Source organism: Bacillota bacterium, from assembly GCA_030705925.1.
GTDB lineage: Bacteria > Bacillota > Clostridia > Oscillospirales > Feifaniaceae > JAUZPM01.
In genome coordinates this window covers 1-6,930 of sequence record JAUZPM010000094.1, presented here as the reverse complement: position 1 = coordinate 6,930, position 6,930 = coordinate 1, and the positions used below count along the sequence as shown (strand labels likewise).

The window sequence follows — 6,930 nt, the reverse complement described above, 5'->3', positions numbered from 1 at the left end:
TATTATAACACGAAGCGCATTCATTCTGCTCTGGATTGGCTTAGCCCCGTTCAGTTTGAAATACAAAATTCTTAAATGCTTAACTTTGTGTCTAGTTTTTCTTGACCTTTCCAGAGGTCTTTTTTCTCAATGTCCGTTTTTACTGGTACAGTTCACATTTTCCAGCAGCCCCTTTTTGTTTTAATAAAGATTATACAAAATTTTAGCCGCTTCTGCGCGTGAAATGCTTTCATTTGGCTTAATAGATCCATCTGGATAACCGGCTACAGCTCCCTGTCCTACAAGACTCCTGACAAACGGAAGTGCAAATTTAGGGATATTATCTGTATCAGTAAATGATATGTTTTCGGCATATCCTCGAGGCTGCGTTCGTCCGATAACTGTCATTGCCTCAGCCCTTGTAATAGGAGAATTAGGATCAAAAATTATCTTTCCGCCTTCGATGCCCCTGCCCGTAAAGATTCCGTTGCCATACAACGCCTTAACCTGCGGCAAAGCCCAGGAGGGAACTGATGACAAATCTACATATGGAAGATTAACCGACGAATACTGTGTAACGTCAAGTCCAAGATAATTTGACATTATAACAGCAAACTCCGCTCTCGTTATTTTGCTGTCAGGACGATAGATGCTGCCAGCCTCTGTTTCCTCACCTTTAATAACTGATTTGCCATATAGATAATCTACATACTCTTCAGCCCAATGCCCGTTCATATCAATAAATGGCTTTGGAGCCTGAGATACTATCCCAGCAGGAATAGTCACCGATTTTTTCACTAGGTTCCCATATAAGTCCTGCGCGTATATACTTACAATACGATCGTTGGAACTTGCAGACAAATCTATAGATAGAGCCCCGCTGTTTTCATCATAATCATACTGTATTTCAGCATTTTCACATTTAACGGTCAAGTTTTTAGAAAGCACACTGCAATTGTTATTATCTTTTACATTTGCAGTTATACTGACGTAATCATTTGCGGATGAAACTTTTAAGTCATTAACAGAGGGGGGAGAAACATCAGCGTCAGCACTGTAAACTGCCGCAATATTATCCAGCCATACGCAGCCATTTGAAATGTCTGATATTGTGTTTCTTTTTATTTCTATATCTTTAATAGTTTTTGTATTCTCTGGAAGTGCAAAGCTTGAATAGCTCCAGCCTTTGTCGTTAAGCAGTGCAACAGGTATCAAACTGTCATTTCCTGAGGCATCGGTAGTCTTAACGGAAAGCATGTGATTTGATCCGTCACCGTATACCCACATTCCAATGTAAGACGGACTGCCTGAGATTGGGGCATTAACCGGCGCCACACAATTTTCGGCATCCTGAGATTTATTAAAATCAAAGTCTATCCGGCCGCTTCCTTTACCATAACGGACATATTCAAGGCGTTTCTCGTCAAAAAACGTTGTTTCGCCTGTAGAAGCCGATTTGATAACAGAATCGGGGGATTCAAACGTAGATAACAACTGCGGCTGATGTCCGACAGTTACGTCTATATCCACTTCAGCAGACCCATACGAAACGCGGATTCTGCCCGTTGCCCCGTCGGCATTTGAAGCTGTAAATAATCCATTGCTGTCAATGGTTCCAATATTTCCTTCAACTACCCACTTATAACTGCTGTCGCTTGAGAGGGCTGAAACAATACCGACTTTTGATTTTGCTGTCAGGTTTGCTGATTCACCGACCGCAAGACTTAGCGAGCCGATCGGCGTATCGGGTTTAGCCTCATTGTAAACTTTAATTTGAGTAACCTCATCAACTACTTTAACATGAGCCGTACCGCTTGCATTATCTATCGCTGCTGTGATAGTTCCTTCACCCGGGCTGCCCGCAGTAAATGTGCCGTCCATGCCGAAACTGCCTAAACCTTCATCGCAGGTAAAGTTGAAAGCATCAGGAGCATCTACCGCATTGTAACCTTTGTCTGAAGCTTTTACTGCAAAATGCTGCCTTGCACCGCTTAATGCAATGACATCGTAAGGATAAAGATGCAAATGAGTAAGTTCCCCTGTTTTAGGTGCATTATTCACTATAAAAATATAATTTGCGCACTTACGAAGTGATCCATCCGACGGCGAATTAAGAATAGAAGTATCAGTATATCCAGGGTACAGCGCAGAAACTGCGGTAGACCCGCCGCCATCTAAGTTTATGGCATTAACGCATCCGAGCGAAACCATGCGCTGTGCTAATTGATTCAAAGTATATCCGTCACTGTATCCCGATTGTCTGCCGTCAACACCATAGAGAATAACTTCTCCGCTTTCTTTAATGCCTATCGCTGTACGAGGTGCATAAGTATTATCAAACCCGCTCTGTGCAACGCCGTCTTTGACGAGCATTTCACCTCCGCCAACCGACTGCCATGCACTGTTCCATCTCTCGTCGTCCGAAGTAACTGAAATCGTTACTGCTTGTCCAGGTTTTAAAGCAAGAAGCTGCGCTCTTTTTTCAGCCGGTCCGTTATCATCTATTGTCAAAATAAATTTCCCGTCCGGAATTTTAATTGAACTGTTATAAGGCGTAATTTCATCAATTGTAGCATTAACTGTACCGCCTACAGTCAGATCGCCTGAATTGACCGTCATAACTACGTCAACGCCGGCCGTTGAATTATGCGTGCTTGTTGAGAAATCCGGCGTTAAAAGATATAGGGCATAAGGTTGTCTAAGTTTATTTATATGGTCGATTTCTATAGTCTGGTCTTCAGTTTTCATAACTGTCTTTAATTCCGGGGTGCCAATAAAGGCAGATCCGTCCGACTTAAATCCTATAGCCGCATTCCCTGCATCCGAACTTCTGATAACGCCATATGTAATAACAGGGCCTAAAGGCAATCCAGTTTTTGTTGAAAAATAGTCTGCATTCATCCCAGCTATAACATTTTTTCCGTTTGAAGTAAGAAAGTTTTTAACCGTATCGATATTAGATGAGCCGTAAAGCTTGTAACCGTATGCAACCTGTGGCCTCTCATCACCGCCCGGCATATAGCTTACAGCAAATTCCTCCTGTCTTTTTGAAGAATCACTGTGCGTCAACGTGGATTTTACAAGTTTCGTACTACCTGCAAGTATTACTGAAGAAGTCCTTGACACAACCCCCCAGATCGCTTCTGCCGTATCTGCAGCAGCACACACAGGTAAAAGTATTGTTGAGATTAATAAAGCTACTGTCACCCTTTTTAAAAACGCCTTCATCATGCACCTCAGTATATAACTAATATTGTATTCTAAAAATAATAGACGTTTATATTTTAGCATATGTTTCAGAAAAATGGTACTCAAAGATATAATTTTAAAATTTTAGTATTTTTTACTTATTAAATTAAAACTTTAACACCTATAAATAAAATGAATATATTAGTAGTAATGAAGTTAAAAAGAGGTGATCTATATGCCCCTTTCAGCAAGGGAACTTCTTGCAAGGATGATTCGATGTGAAGCCGAGAGTGAAGGAGATATCGGTCAAAAAGGTGTTGCAACTGTAATTATGAATCGTGTAAATATTCCATATGGAGAATACATGAGAGTAAACCAGGGCGATTTAAGAAAAGTACTGCTTCAGCCATATCAGTTTACATGTTCAATGACGGAAGTCGGCGGTGCATACAACCCCCAAAATATTTTCAACATGACGCCGACCGATGAACATTATGCAATTGCAGACTGGGCCTTGTCCGGTAATAAGTTATGGAATGTCCCACTGTCCTTATGGTATTACAATCCTTTTAGCCCCCGCTGTGAAACTTACTTCCCTCGAAACGGAACAGGCGTAATTAATACAAGGATTGCACAACATTGTTTTTACAATCCAACCTCGCTTTACAAAGAAACTTAATTTAGGAGGATTTATATGTCAATCAGCAGCCAATATGAAAAAATAAACTCTTATAATCAAAACAGGTCAGAGTATTCCTATCCCCAATATAGGTATTCTCCCAATGATGATCTAAGAGATTACAGAGACTCATCTGTCGATGTTGTGGCCACTCCAGCCAAGTCACAGCAGCCGCCGCAGGACTTAATGCAAAATCAAAATTTAAGTGATAACACTCAAGTGTCACCCGGCACCAGTGAACTCCCAGGAGCTGGTGAAATATCTGGAATGCCAGGAGTACCATCGGTATTTGATCCCGGATTTCTTCAATCATATCTACTTAAAAATATAGGGAAAAGAGTAAGAGTAGAATACTTAATTGGAACCAATATACTTACTGACAGAGTTGGAGTAATAGAAGACGTTGGCTATAGTTATCTTGTACTTAGAGATCAATCAGGTTCAAGATTGCTATCAGATCTTTATTCGATTAAATTCGTTACATTTTACGAATAAAAATAAAACGGGAGCTGGTATATTAAATAACAGCTCCCGTTTATTAACTTTTAAGTGTCTTAGACAGTTCTCTGAATTGACCGGGTGTAACCCCTTCTATTGACTTAAATTTTCTAATAAAGTTTGCAACGTCAGAATATCCTGCTGATTGAACGATATCTTTTACTGGTGTATCTGTTGAAATAAGATTTTTCTTAATAAAGTTAAACCTCAGCATTGTAACGTACTGCATAAAATTACATCCAGTTTCATCTTTAAAAAAGCGCCTGAGATATCTTTCAGAAAGTTCAAAGTGTCTGGCCATGTTTTCAATTGACATGTTATACTCTGAAAAATGTTGATTTACATATTCAATAAGATCATTCGCCCGCTGTCTGGATTGCTGAACTTCTGTCTGACGGACGTTAGAGCATATGTCACGAGTCAAATTACTTAATTTTTCATGGAATTCTGATAAGCTGTTCTGAACCGCCACCTGCGCAAGTTCTGATTCGTTAACCTCTGTTTCCAGATTGTTACAAACTTCTATAATAGTGTTGATAATGTAAAAGCAGAAGCAGCGTGTCATTAGAAACGACGGGCTGTTTTCTTCAACATTTTTAATCATCTTGTTTAATGCTGAAAGCGCGGCATCAACATTGCCATGAAGCAAACTTTGCTGAAAAAGCGCGCGCTCTGTCGCCGGATATATGTAACTATTAGCGTCGTCATCCCCAACAAATAAGGAAATATTCTCATTATTTTTCTTTGCATTATCAACCGCAGTAAGCGCTTCAAAATATGAGACATATAGATTCAGCATGTCATCATAAACGTTTCCAACGCCTAAACTCATGTCTGTGTATCCGCACTGGGCAAACAGTTCTTTCAAACTATTTGCTGTACTATATCTTATATCTTCTTCAGATCCATCAATGGTAAGATTAACAATTACAGCAATTTTGCCTTCGTTTTCCATCTCTACACCGTAAGCCTTACCACTTTTGAGATAAATTTCATTTATATATTCTATTGTGTTGTCGCTGACTATACTTTGCTGATTAAGCTGAACTGCCACAACAAAATATTTTTCACCATAAAATTCAACATTAGCTCGTTTTGTGGCAAGCTGGATATTATCATCCATGCTAACTCTTCCGAGAAGTAAATTCTTAAAAAATTGTTCTCTAACAAAAGAGCTTTGCTTACTCACCTGGACAAGCAATTCCCTGTTTTTAGTGGTAACATTACTATAGCTGTTTCTTATACGTTCAAGAACATCAGTTCCTTCATCAAATGGTTCGTCTTCCTCCCCTACCATCTCATGAAATAATGCATTTATTGGTTTATAACTCCTGATAGCCTGCATTACAGCAAAGCCTATCAGTAAAAATATGAAAATAATAGAAAGCCACGACACAAGACTAAAGCTCTTCCATACTTGCTTATAAAACTCATTGTAAGGCATTGCGATAACATAGCTGAAGCCAAGGTTTTCTGATACTTTTCTGACTGTAATCATTTTTTTGCCGTCAATTGTTACTTGTCCGACTTCTGTTCCTTTTAGCCCTCCAAGTTTTATAGAAACAGTATCTATGTTAAGCTTCTTATAGTTATCGTACACATATGTAGTTGAAAGGGAATTGTCATAAATAAATGCATAACCCTTGAAGTCGCCAATATAGTTTTCAAAAATGTCGGTGATTTTTTGCCGATCGATTAAAAACGCCATCGTACCGCTAGGGTCATTATCGAGATAGGGAATAGGTTGCATATACGCTATCAGATTCCCAGCAACTGTGTTGTTCGGATAACCTTGCTTAATTGAAATCAGATAACTTCTTGTAATGGTATTTAATTTACTGAAAAAATTAGTCATCGTAAATTGTTCTGAAAGGTTATTTTGCTCTTCAAAAGCTTTATAATCCACGATTCCCTCAGATGTAAAAACAAATGCCGTCCCGTGTTTATAATATAATATTTCTTTTGATAAAGGAAAGTTTTGTTTATAATTTGCAAGTTGTTCTGATATAAAATCAATATTTTTCTGGTCATAGCTTTTCAAAAGCTCTGGATTAGAAGAAAAATGTATGATCGCGGACTCCATATCCTTTATGTCATAATCGATAGTATTTTTAATTTGATCCAATTGAAGAGACATCGACTTGTTTGTCTCCTGTTCGAAATTCGTAACCCCTATGATTATATAAATTAAGCTGATTAAAAAAACCGGAATTATACTTACAACAAGATATGAAAATAAATAGCGTTTGCCCATTTTTTCCTTATACCATTTTTTCACTGTTTTTCCCCCTTTCATCTATTTTACTTTACTATGTCTATATTTTATAGCAATAATTTTTGTTTTTCAACAAAATATAAACTTAATCCTATTATTTAACTTTAAAATTACAATAATAAAAGGCACTCCTAGAAGTGCCTTTTATTATTGTATCATGCTAATATTCTTATTTTTTAAAGAAGTTTGTCAGCATCTGAGCTGTTTCGCCTCTTGTTGCTGTGCCGGTTGGGTTGATCATGCCGTCAGTGCCGTTGATGTAACCGTTTGCGGCTAACAGCAGGATGTCATCTCTTGCATAGTCGGATAC

The 6,930-nt window shown here is 38.5% G+C and carries 4 protein-coding genes; 2 read left to right on the top strand and 2 right to left on the bottom strand.

Annotated features, from left to right (window positions below):
• Positions 1–180: 180 nt before the first annotated feature.
• Entirely contained in the window at positions 181–3,207 is a 3,027-nt protein-coding gene (locus Q8865_10690; GenBank protein ID MDP4153883.1) for a phosphodiester glycosidase family protein, read from the bottom strand.
• Positions 3,208–3,403: 196 nt separating this feature from the next.
• Here Q8865_10690 and Q8865_10685 point away from each other — a divergent pair, with 196 nt between their 5' ends.
• Together Q8865_10685 and Q8865_10680 are read left to right on the top strand one after the other, a co-directional pair.
• Positions 3,404–3,847 (top strand): cell wall hydrolase, encoded by a 444-nt coding sequence (locus Q8865_10685; protein ID MDP4153882.1) that lies wholly within the window; start codon positions 3,404–3,406, stop codon positions 3,845–3,847.
• A gap of 15 nt (positions 3,848–3,862) precedes the next feature.
• Positions 3,863–4,342 (top strand): hypothetical protein, encoded by a 480-nt coding sequence (locus Q8865_10680; GenBank protein MDP4153881.1) that lies wholly within the window; start codon positions 3,863–3,865, stop codon positions 4,340–4,342.
• A 43-nt stretch (positions 4,343–4,385) separates the two neighbouring features.
• Here the strand turns inward: Q8865_10680 and Q8865_10675 are convergent, their stop codons facing one another.
• Positions 4,386–6,623 carry an AraC family transcriptional regulator gene (locus Q8865_10675; protein MDP4153880.1) on the bottom strand — a complete coding sequence of 746 codons (2,238 nt, stop codon included), beginning with the start codon at positions 6,621–6,623 and terminating at the stop codon, positions 4,386–4,388.
• Between the last annotated feature and the right edge of the window lie 307 nt (positions 6,624–6,930).